At 57.9% G+C, this 15,091-nt stretch carries 16 protein-coding genes; 13 read left to right on the top strand and 3 right to left on the bottom strand.

All coding sequences use genetic code 11. The features are described from left to right. Positions 1–3: 3 nt before the first annotated feature. Complete coding sequence (locus C5L39_RS05985) at positions 4–741, bottom strand: NUDIX hydrolase (protein WP_245974919.1); 738 nt, start codon at positions 739–741, stop codon at positions 4–6. 73 nt (positions 742–814) lie between these two features. On the opposite strand from C5L39_RS05985, the gene nadB reads away from it, so the two are divergent. From nadB to groL, 9 genes are all read left to right on the top strand, one after another. Beyond that, complete coding sequence (nadB, locus tag C5L39_RS05980) at positions 815–2,476, top strand: L-aspartate oxidase (protein WP_245974918.1); 1,662 nt, start codon at positions 815–817, stop codon at positions 2,474–2,476. Positions 2,477–2,622: 146 nt separating this feature from the next. Continuing rightward, on the top strand, positions 2,623–4,230 hold the full coding sequence (locus C5L39_RS05975; RefSeq protein WP_123047981.1) for an aspartate:alanine exchanger family transporter: 1,608 nt from the start codon (positions 2,623–2,625) through the stop codon (positions 4,228–4,230). 54 nt (positions 4,231–4,284) lie between these two features. Beyond that, positions 4,285–4,767 carry a hypothetical protein gene (locus C5L39_RS05970; protein ID WP_126268735.1) on the top strand — a complete coding sequence of 161 codons (483 nt, stop codon included), beginning with the start codon at positions 4,285–4,287 and terminating at the stop codon, positions 4,765–4,767. A 15-nt stretch (positions 4,768–4,782) separates the two neighbouring features. After that, positions 4,783–5,445 (top strand): tRNA (adenosine(37)-N6)-threonylcarbamoyltransferase complex dimerization subunit type 1 TsaB, encoded by a 663-nt coding sequence (gene tsaB / locus C5L39_RS05965; RefSeq protein ID WP_123047979.1) that lies wholly within the window; start codon positions 4,783–4,785, stop codon positions 5,443–5,445. Beyond that, positions 5,445–5,906 carry a ribosomal protein S18-alanine N-acetyltransferase gene (gene rimI, locus C5L39_RS05960; protein WP_123047978.1) on the top strand — a complete coding sequence of 154 codons (462 nt, stop codon included), beginning with the start codon at positions 5,445–5,447 and terminating at the stop codon, positions 5,904–5,906. The genes tsaB and rimI overlap by 1 nt, the downstream gene beginning before the upstream one ends. Continuing rightward, positions 5,903–6,940: a tRNA (adenosine(37)-N6)-threonylcarbamoyltransferase complex transferase subunit TsaD gene (gene tsaD / locus C5L39_RS05955; protein ID WP_123047977.1), complete on the top strand. Its 1,038-nt coding sequence runs from the start codon at positions 5,903–5,905 to the stop codon at positions 6,938–6,940. The genes rimI and tsaD overlap by 4 nt, the downstream gene beginning before the upstream one ends. A gap of 109 nt (positions 6,941–7,049) precedes the next feature. Continuing rightward, positions 7,050–7,484 carry a hypothetical protein gene (locus C5L39_RS05950; protein WP_123047976.1) on the top strand — a complete coding sequence of 145 codons (435 nt, stop codon included), beginning with the start codon at positions 7,050–7,052 and terminating at the stop codon, positions 7,482–7,484. A 159-nt stretch (positions 7,485–7,643) separates the two neighbouring features. Continuing rightward, complete coding sequence (gene groES / locus C5L39_RS05945) at positions 7,644–7,943, top strand: co-chaperone GroES (RefSeq protein ID WP_123047975.1); 300 nt, start codon at positions 7,644–7,646, stop codon at positions 7,941–7,943. Between the two features lie 20 nt (positions 7,944–7,963). Further along, complete coding sequence (gene groL, locus C5L39_RS05940; RefSeq protein WP_123047974.1) at positions 7,964–9,577, top strand: chaperonin GroEL; 1,614 nt, start codon at positions 7,964–7,966, stop codon at positions 9,575–9,577. 112 nt (positions 9,578–9,689) lie between these two features. Here groL and C5L39_RS05935 read toward each other — a convergent pair whose 3' ends face one another. Next, positions 9,690–9,989, bottom strand: coding sequence for a WhiB family transcriptional regulator (locus C5L39_RS05935; RefSeq protein ID WP_123047973.1), 300 nt, complete (start codon positions 9,987–9,989; stop codon positions 9,690–9,692). A gap of 320 nt (positions 9,990–10,309) precedes the next feature. On the opposite strand from C5L39_RS05935, the gene C5L39_RS05930 reads away from it, so the two are divergent. Both C5L39_RS05930 and C5L39_RS05925 read left to right on the top strand, forming a co-directional pair. Continuing rightward, positions 10,310–10,876: a sigma-70 family RNA polymerase sigma factor gene (locus tag C5L39_RS05930; protein WP_123047972.1), complete on the top strand. Its 567-nt coding sequence runs from the start codon at positions 10,310–10,312 to the stop codon at positions 10,874–10,876. Continuing rightward, a complete protein-coding gene (locus C5L39_RS05925; RefSeq protein ID WP_123047971.1) occupies positions 10,873–11,721 on the top strand; it encodes a hypothetical protein in 849 nt (282 codons plus the stop codon). Before C5L39_RS05930 ends, C5L39_RS05925 begins: the two co-directional genes overlap by 4 nt. An 11-nt stretch (positions 11,722–11,732) precedes the next feature. On the opposite strand, the gene C5L39_RS05920 is transcribed toward C5L39_RS05925, so the two are convergent. After that, complete coding sequence (locus tag C5L39_RS05920; RefSeq protein WP_165857992.1) at positions 11,733–12,104, bottom strand: DUF5319 domain-containing protein; 372 nt, start codon at positions 12,102–12,104, stop codon at positions 11,733–11,735. A gap of 122 nt (positions 12,105–12,226) precedes the next feature. On the opposite strand from C5L39_RS05920, the gene guaB reads away from it, so the two are divergent. Beyond that, positions 12,227–13,747 carry an IMP dehydrogenase gene (guaB, locus tag C5L39_RS05915; RefSeq protein WP_123047969.1) on the top strand — a complete coding sequence of 507 codons (1,521 nt, stop codon included), beginning with the start codon at positions 12,227–12,229 and terminating at the stop codon, positions 13,745–13,747. A gap of 189 nt (positions 13,748–13,936) precedes the next feature. Next, positions 13,937–15,088 carry a GuaB3 family IMP dehydrogenase-related protein gene (locus tag C5L39_RS05910; RefSeq protein ID WP_123047968.1) on the top strand — a complete coding sequence of 384 codons (1,152 nt, stop codon included), beginning with the start codon at positions 13,937–13,939 and terminating at the stop codon, positions 15,086–15,088. The last annotated feature ends 3 nt before the right edge of the window (positions 15,089–15,091 follow it).

Here is a 15,091-nt window from a genome sequence, read left to right as displayed (position 1 = left end):
TATTTAAGGTCGCAGCATCGCGTGGGGATCAGTTACGGTCAGGCTGTGGCCGGTAAAACGAAACAAGCGAGCGGGGCGGCCGCCTCCGGCGCCGGGGGCAGCTAGATTGCCGGTCGGCTCGATTTGTCCGCGCCGGCTGAGGACACGCTGAAGATTGGTCGCGGAGACCTCGTAGCCGAGGGTTGCTTGGTAGGCAGCGCGCAGCTGGCCGAGCGTGAATTCTTCTGCCGCAAGGCCGAAGGCGATATTGGTATAGGAGAGTTTTCCGCGTAACCGTTCAACCCCGGCGGAGATGACCTCCTGATGGTCGAAAGCCATCTGCGGTAGTTCTGTGATGGGTTGCCAAGCTAGCCCCTCGCGCAATAGTGGCCACTGTCCCCAGGGCAGCAAACCTAGAAAACAGGTGGCAATGGTTCGATCCCAGGGATCTCGACCGGGGGAGCTTAGCGTCTCCAATTGTTCTAGGTGTGACAGCCAAGACTCCCCGCTTCGGGTGCGTAGATGCCGCAATGCTGATTCTGCGAGGGTCTCGGTGGGCTCGACTGATCCGCTCGGCAATGCCCACTGGCCGGAAAACGGTTCCCGAGTGCGGCGATAAGTCAGAACTTGGAGTTGCTCAGGCATCCCATCAATCACGCTGAGCCTTAAAACCGCCAAGACTGCCTCGTGCCGGTATTTAGCTACACCCTCTTGATCGCGCAGGGCAGCAGGCATCCGGTTGGCGTCATCGTAGGAGTACACGGGGATGGATGATAGCATCCTTGCTAGTTTTCGACTCGTAGTCGTAAACCCCTGAGGAGGGACGATGTCATCAATGTCTATGACCAGCATGCTGGCCACAGCAGAGCCGAGCTGGCGACGTGAGACCAGCGTGATCATTATTGGATCGGGAGCCGCAGGCTTGGCAGCCGCGGTTCGGCTCGCCGATGCGCAGGTGCCAGCGGTGGTGCTGACCCGCGCCACGGAACCGGGCGAGTCTGCTACCGATTGGGCACAAGGTGGCCTGGCAGCTGTCTTCGACGCGGAGGATTCCGCCAATTCGCACGTGGTTGACACCCTCATTGCCGGTGCTGGTTTATGCGAACCAGCAGCAGTGCGAACCCTAGTTGATGCAGCCCCCCAAGTAATTGGCCGACTCATCGAGTTGGGTGCAGATTTTGATCGCACCATCGACGGAGTCGGGTTTGATCTCCATCTCGAAGGTGGTCACAGTGCCCGCCGCATCCTGCATGCCCGAGGCGATGGTTCCGGACACGAAGTCGAAAAGACGCTGGTTGATACTCTGCGCAGTCGGCTAGATCGGTCAGGGTGCAGCGTCCGGTTACGCACTGGCTTGCGGGCCATTGATGTACTTACTGATGTACACGGTCATGCCGCAGGTATTCGGGTACGAGATTCGGCGGGCCATATTGGAGAGCTGCTGGCGCCTTCGGTCGTGTTAGCTACCGGTGGTGCAGGTCAAGCCTGGACACTGACCTCTAATCCGTCGGTAGCGACCGGCGACGGGCTGGCGATGGCGTGGCGCGCCGGGGCAGTATTGCGTGATCTGGAATTTGTGCAATTCCACCCAACGGTTCTTCACGTTCCTCGTTCTGGCGGGCGTGACGTGTTGGTTTCCGAGGCGGTGCGTGGCGAAGGCGCCATCTTGATCGACCATGCCGGAGAACCTGTCATGGCCGGGGTTCATCCGTTGGCGGATCTTGCCCCGCGCGATGTCGTAGCATCCACGATGTATGCCCGCATGCTGGCTTCTGGGGAAGACTGTTTGCTTCTCGACGCCCGTCATTTCGGCCAGCAGATGTGGGAGACGAAGTTTCCAGGAATCCTCCAACTGCTGCGGGAGCGTGGTGTTGATCCAGTTGTCGATCCCATTCCGGTGCGGCCCGGTGCTCACTACTTCTGCGGTGGCGTGGCTGCGGATATGGATGGAGTCACCGGAGTTCCCGGGCTTTATGCCATCGGCGAGGTGGCCTCGACAGGTGTCCAAGGGGCCAACCGTTTAGCTTCTAACTCCATGCCAGAGGCATTGGTGATGGGCGATCGATTGGGTGGAAAACTGGCGAATTTTGGCCCCGGCCCTTCGCCGGTACCGATTACTCGTCCAACCTCGCCAATTATCGCTTCCTCTGCCCGTGCGCAGATCAACGAGATTATGGATGTCAAAGTCGGAGTCCTGCGGGATGCCGGACGACTGGGTGAAGCCATTAATGAGCTTGCTGAATTACCTGTTGTCTCTGAAGCTGATCCCGGTGCTTGTGATGAGGATTGTTTGGATGCCACTGCGCTGGCTACCGTGGGTAGCTTGATCGCTAGAGCGGCGTTAGAACGAACTGAGTCACGTGGCGCTCACCGGCGCGCCGACTATCCCGAGAGCTCTGCCAACTGGGAGGTCCATCTATGTCTGATCGGTGGGGTGGGCGGGCACGTGCAGACCGTCCGAGAGCCAATTGGTGAGGACATGTCAGCGGTGGTGTGATAAATCTGACGGCCCAGAGTTCGTCGTCCATTTGCCACGATTCATCGCGAAAGGGACAATGAAACACAACTAATCTCACACCAGTGAGCGAGGAAGTCCACGTGTTCGGGCATCCTTGTGACCGTTGACTAGAGGAGCCGTTTATCGTGCTCGATTTTCTTGCTCTCAACCCCCTGATCGCGCTGATTACCATCCTGGCTTTTGGCTTGGCTTTGGGAAAAGTACGCGTTTTCGGTATTTCCTTGGGTGCGGCGGCGGTGTTTTTCGTGGCTTTGGGGCTGGCCACTGCCAACCCAGAGATCCAGATTCCGCCTTTAATTTTCCAATTGGGCTTGGCAATGTTCGTCTATGCCATTGGTTTGAGCGCGGGCGAACAGTTCTTCTCTGAGTTCCGTAGCCGCGGCTGGCGGTTGACGGTGTTTATGATCGGTCTATTGGTGGCACTCGTGGGATTTGGTTATCTCATGATTCGACTATTCAATCTTGACTCGGCTACTGGCGCCGGTATGTTTGCAGGCTCGCTATCGTCCACTCCAGGTATGGCTGCCATTGTGGGAATGGTGGAGGAAATCGATCCAGCTCGCGCTGGCGAACCAGTGGTCGGTTATTCGCTGGCCTACCCCGGAGCCGTGCTGGGCACGATTTTGGTGGCTGCAGTCGGGGCCAAGCTACTCAAGGTCAACCACGTCGCTGATGCTCGAGCAGAAGGCCTGATCATCGCGCCATTGGAATGGCAGGGCGTGCGCATTGGCCCCGGCATTGAAGGGACAGTCGGTAGCTTGCCCACGATTGCTGGTGCAGAGATTATCGCTACCCGCATCATCGATGATGAACGCCGGCAGACGTTGGCCGCCCCGACTGATCAATTGCATGAGGGGATGGTGCTGTTGATCAATGGAACTGCAGAATCCATCGAGAAAGCACAGCGTAATTTAGGTGAGCCAGCTGAGGTGACCACTGATGGCAATGACTTGTCGTATCACCGAGTGACTGTGTCTAACCCGCGGATCGTCGGCCGTCATCTGTCTGAGTTGGATACCTTTCATTCTGGATTCCAGATCGCCCGTATTCGTCGCGGTGATCTAGAGGTAGTTCCAAGTCCAGATGATGTGCTCAACTACTCCGACCGAGTACGTGTGGTTGCTCCTCCCAACCGGATGAATGAGGTCCGAGCTTTCCTCGGCGACTCCGAGCGGTCGCTGGCTGCTCCCGATCTGCTGCCTTTTGCCCTCGGCTTGCTTGGCGGGCTGCTGTTGGGTGCAATCCCGATTCCATTGCCAGGCGGTTCAGTTTTGTCCTTGGGATTCGGTGGTGGTCCCATCGTCGCCGGCTTGATCCTCGGTGCCGTGCACCGTACCGGGCCGATCACTTGGACCATGCCCTATCATTCCGTCAACACCGTTAACTCTCTGGGCCTAGCGCTGTTTCTCGCTGGAGTGGGAACTACAGCTGGCGCAGGCTTCCGAGAAGCCCTCACTGACCCGGCTTCTTTGAATTACATGGCAGCTGGCTTGATAATCACTGTGGTTGCAGCGGTGATCACCGTCGTGATTGGTATGCTGGTGCTCAAATTGAAGTGGGATGAAGCGATGGGTGTTGCCGCAGGTACTACCACTAACCCGGCGATCATCTCCTATCTCAATGGCCAGACCGGCACGGAGTTGCCCACGCGCGGTTATGCCACTGTCTATCCCACGGCGATGATCGGCAAGATCATCGCCAGCCAGGTTCTCTTTCTATTGTTATTGCTCTAGGGGAGTAGCCTGACTGTCCACACCGCTCAATAAATCCTCTAAGGAGAACAACCCGTGCGTTTGTCAAAAATCGGAATGGGAATCATTACCGCCGTCCTTGTTGTCTGGGTTGTTGTCCTGGCAGTGATTGTCGGAGCGCGTTCAACTGCCGCGGAGACACAGTTCAGCTCTGCCGGAGCGCTTGAGCGGTCGGTCGCAGCAGTCGAAGAAGAGGGCATGGGAGTCGTTGGTGTCTCTCCTGCGGATATCTACGGTGAAGAATGGATCGCTGCGGCCATCGTCTGTCCTTTTAATACCGAGGAAGACATTGCCCGCGACTTTGAGGCGGATGCCTCCGAGTTGAACCTTGGAGCAGAAGGCGTTCCAGAGGATATCAACTACCTGTTGCTGCGTAGCGCCGATGGTGGTCAGGCATTCGACCGCATTAATCGCTCCGAGATCGACCTATGCACCGTTTCCCTGGGCGGCTATTTCGACGCCCGAGTCATGATGCCGTTGTCTGCCACCGAGGAGGGTGGCTGGGAGTTGTTGACCTAGGGCTATGCTGGTCACGTGCTTGTATTAGCGATTGACACCTCAACCCCCGACCTGGTTACTGGTCTGGTCGAGACCACTACCGGGCAGGTCTATGACCGCATAATCCGTGAGACCCGGGCCCACAATGAGAAGCTCACACCCACCGTCCAAGCTCTGCTTGCCGACGCTGGTGTGGGTTTTTCTGATCTTGATGCAATCGTCGTGGGCTGTGGGCCGGGGCCATTTACCGGACTTCGGGTCGGGATGGCCACTGCCGCCGCATTCGGAGATGCGCTCGATATCGCCGTTCATGGTGTCTGTTCGCTTGATGCCATCGCGCGTCGGCTGCCAGACGTTCGCACTTTGGTGGCTACCGATGCACGGCGCCGAGAAATCTATTGGGCGATTTTTGATGGACATATTCGGATCCACGGTCCAGCCGTGATTGCTCCGGGTGAGCTGTTGATCCCACATCCGGTGGAGATGATCTCTGTTCCGGAGCGGTTGGCAGAGCAGCTACCCGGTCATCTCGCGGACGTCGAGAAGCGTGATCTAGCGCCGGATGCTGCTTCGTTAGTGGCGGTGGCTGACCTAGAAGCCACTCCAGTTCCGCTGGTTCCGCTTTATCTTCGGCGTCCAGACGCGAAAGAGCCTAAGCCTCGGCCGCAGTCTCCAGCTATCCCCGTGATGGAGGTTTGATGGAGCTTCGAGAACTCGAACCCGTTGATGCTATCCGCTGCGCCGAACTCGAAGAACTGCTGTTTGATGGTGATAATCCATGGCCAGTGGAAAGATTCCTGGACGGTTTTGCCGCGCCCTATGTTCTCTACCTGGGGATCTTCGAAAAAGACGAGTTAGTGGCCTACGCCGGGTTGGCGAGATTGGGCCCGGTAGATGATTCCGAATTTGAGATTCACACCATTGGTGTGGCTCCCGAATACCATCGGCGTGGGCTAAGCCGGGTGCTGATGGACCAGTTTATGGAGCTGGCAGATTCCGCGGATGGCCCAGTATTTCTTGAGGTACGTACAGACAATGTGCCAGCAATCTCGCTGTATAAGGCTTATGGATTCATCCAGCAGGGTGTTCGCCGCAACTACTATCAGCCTTCGGGCGCAGACGCTTATACGATGATGCGACCGGCGAGGAGTGAAAAATGATTGTTTTGGGGATTGAGAGCAGCTGCGATGAGACCGGTGTCGGAGTCATTGATTTGGCAGCGGATGGGACGTTGACTGTCCTCGCCGATAAGGTGGCTTCTTCTATGCAGCAGCATGCCCGCTTTGGCGGAGTGGTGCCCGAGATTGCCTCGCGCGCGCACCTAGAAGAAATGGGTCCGGTGATGCGGGCGGCTTTGGCACACGCCGGCGTTGAGCGTCCCGATGCCGTCGCCGCCACCGTTGGTCCAGGATTGGCTGGTGCACTCTTGGTAGGTGCCTCAGCGGCGAAAGCCTATGCCGCTGCCTGGGGGGTGCCCTTTTATGGGGTCAACCATCTTGGCGGTCACGTCGCGGTCGCCAATCTGGAAGGCGACCGGCTGCCACATTCGGTGGCACTGTTGGTCTCCGGTGGACACACTCAACTCCTCGAGGTTGAGGCGGTGGGCAAGCCTATGCGTGAACTTGGTTCCACTCTTGACGACGCCGCCGGCGAGGCCTACGACAAGGTCTCGCGGCTGCTTGGCTTGGGCTATCCCGGCGGCCCAGTCATTGACCGCTTGGCTGCTCGCGGTGACCGAAACGCAATTGCCTTCCCCCGGGCGTTGACCAAGAAGTCTGATTCCCGTCATGATTTCTCCTTTTCTGGCCTTAAGACCGCAGTCGCGCGCTACGTAGAAGCCGCAGAGCGCGAGGGGCGTGTGATCTCGGTGGAAGATGTGTGTGCCTCCTTCCAAGAAGCAGTCTGTGATGTGCTGACGATGAAAGCAGTGCGTGCCTGCCAGGATGTGGATGCGCAGGTGCTGCTGCTGGGTGGCGGAGTGGCCGCCAACTCGCGGCTACGGGAGTTGGCATTGCAGCGTTGCCAGGCTGCCGGGATTGAACTGCGGGTCCCAAGTTTCCCGCTCTGCACTGACAATGGCGTCATGATTGCGGCAGTGGCTGCTCAACTTATTCATGAGGGCGCCTCGCCTAGCGCACTGACGGTAGGCACCGATCCGGGGCTAGAAGTAGAGATTCCGTTGCTGCAAGGATGAACTGGCGGTGAGTATCAGATGAACTTTGTGTTCTCGGTGAGCGCAATCTCCTGATGTGCCCAATTGTTGAGAAGACCGTATCTTCTTCAACCCGCACAGGGAGCAGTTTGTGAATACCGGATTTCTCGTCTATCCCGACATGACCCACCGAACCATTGAATTTGAGCTTGAACATGCCAGCCAGTTTCTCGGCGGGGTCGATGAGGGGCATGTGGCGGTATCTTTTCAAGGGGATGGAAGGCTCTATGCTGCGTTGTTTAGTTCTCAGGCCAAAGAAGACGGCAGTGAGCCCAACCCGGTAGCTTCGTTGGCCAGAAACGTTGCAACCACTGGAAACCCAGCCTTCCTTACTGATCCGGTTAACGCGATTTGTGGGCCGGTCATCTTCGTGGGAGACGAAGGTCAAGACATCAGTCTCGACGCGATTCGTGAGGTTAAAGACGGCATTCGTGCGGTACGCAACTACCGCGAAGACAACGTGGAGGATTACCAGCTATGGCGTGCTGCAGTCCTTAACCTTGGTTCTTCCAACGCCAACCGCTGATTTCTAGGGGTTGGCAGCCTCGAAGGTTGAGTGCTGGCACTCGCGAGGGTAGAGTGCCAGTCAGGTTGTTTAGCCCACAGTTGTTCACCCGCGACGACGGCTGTGCTGGCACTGCAACCGGCACGTACAACTCATTGAAACTTTCACGGAGGAATCATCGTGGCAAACGTCAACATCAAGCCGCTCGAGGACAAAGTCCTGGTCCAGATCGTAGAGGCTGAGACCACTACTGCATCCGGCCTGGTCATCCCGGACTCCGCCAAGGAGAAGCCACAGGAGGCCACCGTTATTGCTGTGGGCCCGGGCCGCACCAATGAAAAGGGCGAGCGCGTCGAGGTCGATGTCAACGAAGGTGACGTTGTCATCTTCTCCCGCTACGGCGGAACTGAGCTGAAGTACAACGGCGAAGAGTACCTGCTGCTTTCCGCACGTGACCTGCTCGCTGTCGTCGAGAAGTAGTCGGGAGGCCGAAGAGCCTTATGGCTAAGCTTATTGCTTTTGAACAGGAAGCCCGCAAGGGCATCCAGCGCGGCGTAGATACCCTCGCCGACGCTGTGAAGGTCACACTCGGCCCGCGTGGCCGCAACGTTGTGCTCGACAAGGCCTTCGGTGGCCCGCTCGTGACCAACGACGGTGTCACCATCGCCCGTGAAATTGATCTAGAAGATCCCTTCGAGAACCTGGGTGCTCAGCTGGTCAAATCCGTGGCTATCCAGACCAATGATGCGGCTGGCGACGGTACTACTACCGCGACGCTGTTGGCTCAGGCATTAATTGCTGAAGGCCTGCGCAACGTCGCAGCTGGAGCTAACCCGGTCTTGCTTAACCGCGGCATCAGCCTCGCTGTGGACAAGACCGTTGAGTTGCTGAAGGACCGTGCCACCGAGGTATCTTCCTCCGCGGAGATCGCGAATGTGGCTACCGTTTCTTCCCGTGACCAGATCGTCGGCGAAATGGTTGCCGGTGCGATGGACAAAGTCGGCAAAGACGGCGTTCTGACCGTCGAAGAATCCCAGTCGATGGAATCTACCCTTGACATCACTGAAGGTATTTCCTTCGACAAGGGTTTCCTTTCGCCGTACTTCATTACTGAGACGGATACTCAGCAGGCCATCATGGAGGATCCGCTGATCCTTTTGGTCCGCAACAAGATCTCCGCCCTCCCAGATTTCCTGCCGTTGCTGGAACAGATCGTTGAGTCCGGCAAGCCGGTTCTTATCGTCGCTGAAGATATCGAGGGTGAGCCGCTGCAGACCCTCGTGGTCAACTCGATCCGCAAGACCATTCGGGCTGTTGCCGTGAAGGCGCCGTATTTCGGTGAACGTCGCAAGGCGTTCATGGATGACCTGGCAGTGGTCACCGCCGCAACCGTGGTTGATCCTGAAGTTGGCGTCGTCCTTAACGAAGCTGGTCTAGACGTCTGCGGTAGTGCTCGTCGCATCACCGTGACTAAGGACGAGACAGTTATCGTCGATGGTGCCGGTACTGCGGAAGCGGTGGAAGTACGTCGCGAGCAGATTCGTCGCGAGATTGCTGCCACCGATTCCACTTGGGATAAAGAGAAGGCTGGGGAACGTCTGGCTAAGCTCTCGGGTGGTGTCGCCGTCATTCGTGTCGGTGCGGCTACCGAGACCGAGGTTAATGAGCGCAAGCTGCGCGTCGAGGACGCGATCAACGCTGCTCGTGCCGCTGCCCAGGAAGGCGTTATCGCCGGTGGCGGTTCCGCTCTGGTCCAGATCGCTGAAGAGCTGAAGGCATATGCTGATCAGTTCGAGGGCGAGACTCGCACCGGTGTGTTGGCGGTGGCCTATGCAATGGCCAAGCCGGCCTATTGGATCGCGCACAATGCAGGCCTTGATGGGGCAGTCGTTGTCTCTCATATCGCTGAGCGCCCCAACGGGGAAGGCTTCAACGCTGCCACCCTCGAATATGGCAACCTCATCGAGCAGGGCATCATTGACCCAGTCAAGGTCACTCACTCTGCAGTGGTCAACGCTGGCTCAGTCTCCCGGATGATTCTCACCACCGAGGCATCCGTGGTCAATAAGCCGGAGCCGGTCGAAGACCACTCCGGTCACGGCCACTCTCACTAGAGTTAGCCACAGAAAAGGTCCGATCACAGGTGCACTAGTTATTCTGTGGTCGGACTTTCTTGTTAAGTCTCTCGCGCTCTAAACTGAAACTGGGCGCTTAAAAGCGCTGGCTTTAGGCGTTGACAGGCTGGCGGGAAGTACGGTTGCGCAGAACCATAAGTCGTTCCGACTCTGACAGTCCGCCCCAGATGCCATAGGGCTCTGCGACCTGGAGAGCATGCTCGCGGCAGGCTGCAAGAACAGGGCAAGAGTGGCAGATAGCTTTGGCCCGGTTTTCCCGCTGAGAGCGGGCCCGGCCTCGTTCTCCATCTGGGTGGTAGAACATATCAGATTGCTCACCCCGGCAGGAGCCGTGGAGCTGCCAATCCCAGAGGTCGGCGTTCGGGCCCGGAAGCAGGTGTGGCTGTGCCATTTCGTTTCTCCTCGGTAAGAAGCATCAGACTTGGTCGGTCGGCCGTAAGCTTGATGAGATCAACGGCGCAGTTGGCAGTCTGCTGGGCAATAGTGAACAACTGGTTGCCAAACCGTGGCCAAATGGTGTTATTTTAACGAGCGAGAGAGAAAAGGTAGCCCTGACCTGCAGGATTGTCTGAGGTTAAGATCCTGTGAACTTTATCAGTTTTTTTGGAATTAAAGTCCACCAGATGCAATGAAATCTGGGTCAGATACAGTCTGAGTAATCTGAGAAGAGCCGGAAGAGGTCCGGATAATCAATCCGGAGGATAGGGAAGAGTGAGCGATACCGACGCGGAACTGGCGGAACTCGTTCCCCTGGCCATTGACGGAGATCGGCGAGCTCTCCAACAGATCATGCGGATTATCCATCCCATGGTCCTTCGTTACGCTCGTGCCCGAATGGGTAGTGGTCGTATGTCCTCCGCCGAGGACATCGCTCAAGAGATTTGCCTTGCAGTAGCCACTTCTATCGGCAACTTTGTGGATAAAGGACGGCCATTTATGGCCTTCGTCTATGGAATCGCCTTCAATAAGGTCGCTGATGCGCACCGAGCTCTGGGGCGAGATCATTCGCACCCTACTGATGATGTTCCCGATACTGTTGAGCAGTCCACACCTGAGGAGTACGCCCTCGTTGTGGACGGTAGTAACAGAGTGCATGAACTTCTCGATTCATTAAGTGACAGGGCTCGAGAGATTGTGATTCTTCGAGTATTTGTCGGCTTGTCGGCGGAAGAAACTGCTGCAGCTGTTGGGAGTACTCCCGGAGCTGTTCGAGTAGCACAACATCGAGCACTAGCCGCATTACGCAAAAACCTTGACTCTGGAACAGGAGAGCGATGAATCGTCGTCACCGCAACGCAGACACCGGCGACTTTGAGGACCAACTTCAACCGTTGATCGACGATGACGTTTTCCTGACCCAGCTTTCCCAAGGGGTGGATCCTTCGGATGGATCTGATGAGCTTGCGGGGCTACTACTGGGCCTGCGTTCAGAGGTCGAACAACAGATGCCGCCGGCGCCGTTGATTGAAGGCGCGGACAATGGTGCCGTGGTGATTTCCCTAGCGGAACGGCGCAACCGACGTCGGCCAGGAGCGCTAGTTTCTGGCCTCATGGGCGCGGCCGCAGCGACACTGGTCATCGCAGGATCTGGAGCAGCCATTTACGGGGCTACCCCTGATTCCCCGCTCTGGGGGATCTCCGGTGCTTTGTTTAGCGATCGTGCTGTGGTGGTCGAACTTGCTGGGAGCTTGGACGAAGTAGACTCAAAGGCCTCAACGGGAGACATCGATGGAGCTCGAGTGTTGTTGGGCGAGCTTCGGGAGATGCTCCGAGAGCACGAACGGACTGACACAGGTGCTGCTGAGCAGAACGAAGATTCTGCAGAGGCTGTGGACGCTACTAAAACAGTGACAGCTACGGTTACCCGCCCGGCAGTTCCTACTTCTCCAGTAGCTCCGCCGGCGACGGAGTCCGTTGCCGGGCTTCCCCCAGAGGCCGAGACCATCACACAGACCGCGACTGAGACGGTTGTTGTCACCGTCACAGAGCTTCCGGCACCGACGACTCAACTGCCGAGCTCCTCCCCAGAGCCAAACCCCTCCTCGACGGCATCGACTCTGCCTAGTCCATCCCCAGCACCAGGCGCAACGAGCTCACCGAACTCGCCGTCCAATTCGAACTAGACGCTTCCTAGCTAGGAAGCGTCTAGTCCATCGAGATAGCCCTGTGCGTAATCCCAGGGGACATAAGCGGAAACATCGGGTTGTAGTGAAGGCTCATGGACGGGAGAGAGCTCCCCAGCCAAGGTAGCGGTCATATTAGCCGCCATGATGTCCCAGTCGTAGTAGTGGAAATCATCGCAGTCTTCGCAGAGAAAAAACACACCGAGGATTCCGCGGGGTTGCAGTTTCTTCTTGCATTTCGCCACCACAGAGAGGTCGTGGAGGATACCCACTCGCTCTTCATCAGTGAGCGGTGGTGCCGGTTCATCGGCATCGAGGAAAGACGCCGGGTCGTTCGGATCGCCGGCGAACGGGTCGAGTGGCATCTGCGAGTCGTAGTTCACACTGGCCACACTATTGTGGACCTCGAGCGGTGGCAATTCCCGATCACTACCGTGCGTAGTGTCAAAGGCACTACAGTGAAAGCACTGCGGAAGCCAGACTGTGTACAAAGGAGCAAGATTCGATGACAGATCAGCGTGTGTCCACCGGGGGAGACAATCCGAACAAGGTGGCCCTGCTGGGGCTGACCTTCGATGATGTTCTTCTCCTACCAGCGGAATCCAACATCATCCCCAGCGAGGTTGACACATCTACTCAGTTCACCCGGAACATCCGACTGGGCGTTCCGATCATCTCTGCGGCGATGGATACGGTCACCGAGGCGCGTATGGCAGTAGGCATGGCTCGCCAGGGCGGCTTGGGAGTGCTGCACCGTAACCTCTCCACCCAAGACCAAGCCGAGCAGGTCGAGATCGTCAAGCGTTCCGAGTCCGGAATGGTTACTGATCCAGTAACTTGTTCCCCGGAGATGACTATTTCCGATGTTGATGCGCTGTGCGCACGCTTCCGGATTTCCGGACTGCCGGTGGTAGATAATGCCGGCAAGCTGGTCGGTATTTGCACCAACCGAGATATGCGCTTTGAACCGGACCCCGACCGCAAGGTTGTCCAAGTCATGACCCCCATGCCGCTGGTGGTGGCCAAGGAGGGTGTGACTAAAGAACAGGCACTAGAGCTACTCAGCGCCAACAAAGTCGAGAAGCTGCCGATCGTCGATAATGCCGGCAAGCTAGTCGGTTTGATCACGGTCAAGGACTTCGTCAAGACCGAGCAGTACCCGAATTCTTCCAAAGATTCAGCCGGTCGGCTGCTGGTAGCTGCAGGCATCGGCACCGGAGAAGACTCCTGGGACCGTGCCGGGCAGCTCGTCGACGCAGGAGTTGACGTTTTGGTCGTCGACTCCGCTCATGCTCACAACAACCGCGTCCTAGAGATGGTCTCTCGTGTTAAGCGAGATTTCGGCGACCGCATCGATGTCGTTGGCGGCAACCTGGCTACCCGCTCTGCTGCCCAAGCAATGATCGACGCTGGCGCGGATGCGATCAAGGTGGGCATCGGCCCCGGTTCCATTTGCACTACTCGTGTCGTCGCTGGCGTGGGTGCTCCGCAGATCACTGCTCTGATGGAAGCTTCTGTGCCGGCACGTAAGGCTGGCATCCCCATCATCGCTGATGGCGGAATGCAGTTCTCTGGCGACGTCGCCAAGGCACTGGCAGCCGGTGCCAGCACCGTCATGCTCGGCTCCATGCTCGCTGGTACCGCTGAGTCCCCAGGCGATGTTGTCGTCGAGGGTGGCAAGCAATACAAGCGCTACCGTGGCATGGGTTCCATGGGTGCTATGCAGGGCCGTGGGCTCTCCGGCGAGAAGCGTTCCTACTCCAAGGATCGCTACTTCCAGGCAGATGTCCGCAGCGAAGATAAGCTCGTGCCCGAGGGTATTGAAGGCCGGGTGCCGTTCCGTGGTTCCATCGACGCCATCACCCACCAGCTTGTTGGCGGGTTGCGCGCTTCCATGGGCTACACCGGTTCTGCCTCCATTGCGGAACTGCAAACCAAGCAATTTGTGCAGATCACCACCGCGGGTTTGAAAGAATCCCACCCACACCACATCACCCAGACCGTTGAGGCGCCCAACTACCGTTAGTCGTCTGCATTCTGCAGCCCCCGATCTCACCGATTCAGGTGGGATCGGGGGCTGTTTGGCTAGATGCTCCTCTAGACCTGGCATGTGGGCTGGGACGAGGATGGCTAGAGTCGGATAGGCGCCAGAGGCTTGAGCAGCGGTGGGGTAGAGTAGCAGCGTCATACCAGCCCGAGGAAGGGAAACCGCACCATGCGCGACTACGTCGAGATCGGAGTGGGCCGGGAGGCTCGCCGTACCTACCATCTAGAAGACATCGCCATTGTCCCCTCGCGGCGCACTCGCTCCTCCCAGGATGTCGACACCACCTGGCACATTGATGCCTACACCTTCGATATCCCCGTCATGTCACACCCCACTGATGCGCTAGCCAGCCCAGAGTTCGTCATTGAAATGGGCCAGCGCGGCGGACTCGGTGTGATCAACGCCGAGGGGCTATGGGGTCGTCAACAGGATCTCGACGCCGCGATTGCCCGCGTCGTTGACACCGTCAACGCTGATGAACTGTTGGATTTCAGCGGCACCAAAGCCATCGAATTGCTTCAGGAGCTGCACTCCGCTCCTGTCGACCATGATCTCCTCGCCGAGCGCATTGGTCAGGTCCGAGACTCAGGTGCCACCGTTGCAGTACGTGTGAGCCCCCAGCGCGCTCGTGAGTTCGCCCCGAAGATGATTAAGGCCGGCGCTGAACTGCTGATCATCCAGGGCACGATGATCTCGGCGGAGCACGTAGCCACTGGCGGTGAGCCGCTTAACCTCAAGGAGTTCATCGGTTCCTTGGAAGTCCCGGTCATCGCAGGTGGAGTCACTGACTACGTCACTGCTTTGCACCTGATGCGCACTGGTGCTGCTGGTGTGATCGTCGGTGGCGGAACCAATACCAACGAATTCGCATTGGGCATTGAAGTTCCCATGGCTACCGCTATCGCCGATGTCGCGGCTGCGCGTCGGGAGTACCTCGATGAGACCGGTGGTCGCTATGTGCACATCATCGCTGACGGTGAGCTAGAGACTTCTGGTGATGTCGCTAAGGCCATCGCCTGTGGCGCTGATGCTGTCATGCTCGGTACCCCGCTGGCTCCTGCTGCTGAGGCCGCAGCTGGCGGCGCCTACTGGCCCGCAGTGGCTGCCCACCCGCGCTTTCCTCGTGGCCTCGTAGAAGCCGCCCCCTTTGGCCAAAACCAATCGGAGCAAGCACCCAGCTTGGAGAAGATTCTTCAGGGCCCTTCGACTGAGCCGTTCGGAAACCAGAACATCGTCGGTGGTCTGCGACGTGCGATGGCAAAGTGTGGATACACAGACCTGAAGGCATTCCAGAAGGTTGGATTGTCCGTCAACCGCTGAGAC

It is taken from the genome of Corynebacterium alimapuense, from assembly GCF_003716585.1.
Taxonomy (GTDB): domain Bacteria; phylum Actinomycetota; class Actinomycetes; order Mycobacteriales; family Mycobacteriaceae; genus Corynebacterium; species Corynebacterium alimapuense.
Note: the sequence above shows the minus strand (reverse complement) of the source record. Positions and strands in the feature narration are given on the sequence as shown.

What these genes read in the sequence shown, in the direction of transcription:
- groL (WP_123047974.1), top strand. Translation starts at nt 7,964, where the DNA reads ATGGCTAAGCTTATTGCTTTTGAACAGGAAGCCCGCAAGGGCATCCAG.
- C5L39_RS05935 (WP_123047973.1), bottom strand. Translation starts at nt 9,989, where the DNA reads ATGGCACAGCCACACCTGCTTCCGGGCCCGAACGCCGACCTCTGGGAT.
- tsaD (WP_123047977.1), top strand. Translation starts at nt 5,903, where the DNA reads ATGATTGTTTTGGGGATTGAGAGCAGCTGCGATGAGACCGGTGTCGGA.
- nadB (WP_245974918.1), top strand. Translation starts at nt 815, where the DNA reads ATGTCTATGACCAGCATGCTGGCCACAGCAGAGCCGAGCTGGCGACGT.
- rimI (WP_123047978.1), top strand. Translation starts at nt 5,445, where the DNA reads ATGGAGCTTCGAGAACTCGAACCCGTTGATGCTATCCGCTGCGCCGAA.
- C5L39_RS05925 (WP_123047971.1), top strand. Translation starts at nt 10,873, where the DNA reads ATGAATCGTCGTCACCGCAACGCAGACACCGGCGACTTTGAGGACCAA.
- C5L39_RS05910 (WP_123047968.1), top strand. Translation starts at nt 13,937, where the DNA reads ATGCGCGACTACGTCGAGATCGGAGTGGGCCGGGAGGCTCGCCGTACC.
- guaB (WP_123047969.1), top strand. Translation starts at nt 12,227, where the DNA reads ATGACAGATCAGCGTGTGTCCACCGGGGGAGACAATCCGAACAAGGTG.